Annotated in this window: 1 protein-coding gene; it reads right to left on the bottom strand. The window is 41.0% G+C overall.

Annotated elements, in window-relative coordinates; translation table 11 throughout:
• The coding region (locus AB4Z50_RS36200; protein ID WP_441887342.1) for a hypothetical protein at positions 1-254 on the bottom strand (254 nt) is incomplete at its 3' end.
• Positions 255-400 lie beyond the last annotated feature (146 nt).

Genomic DNA, 400 nt, shown 5'->3' with positions numbered 1-400 from the left:
GCTGCTTCCTCTTTCTTGTATGCGGCAACACTATTATTACGCGCTGTTTGCAGTTCAGTAACCAGATCAACTTTAAGCTTAGTTTCCTCGGCTGTAAACATTTTGATTATCTCATTCAACTTAGAGGTGAATGGTTTACGATCATCTTCAGCTTTGGTTGCTGCTTTTTTAAGAGACGCCAAATAGTCGTTTATAGCCTGGTCAGTTGCAGGAGTTAATTTTACACCCTCCTTTTCGGCTTGCAGTTTCAACACATCATGTTTTTTCTGATAGGTAGTTACCCACGATCTGGTTGTAGTTAGGACGGTTCCTGCGCTCTGCAAGTCCTCCTGTTTGATAATTGTTAGTTCGGTACTCATATTGGTATGGCTGTTGAAGTGAATACTGGTTTAATTGGTGT

The sequence above is a fragment of the Paenibacillus sp. 2TAB26 genome, assembly GCF_052115145.1.
In the GTDB taxonomy this organism is placed as follows: Bacteria; Bacillota; Bacilli; order Paenibacillales; family Paenibacillaceae; genus Pristimantibacillus.
Note: the sequence above shows the minus strand (reverse complement) of the source record. Positions and strands in the feature narration are given on the sequence as shown.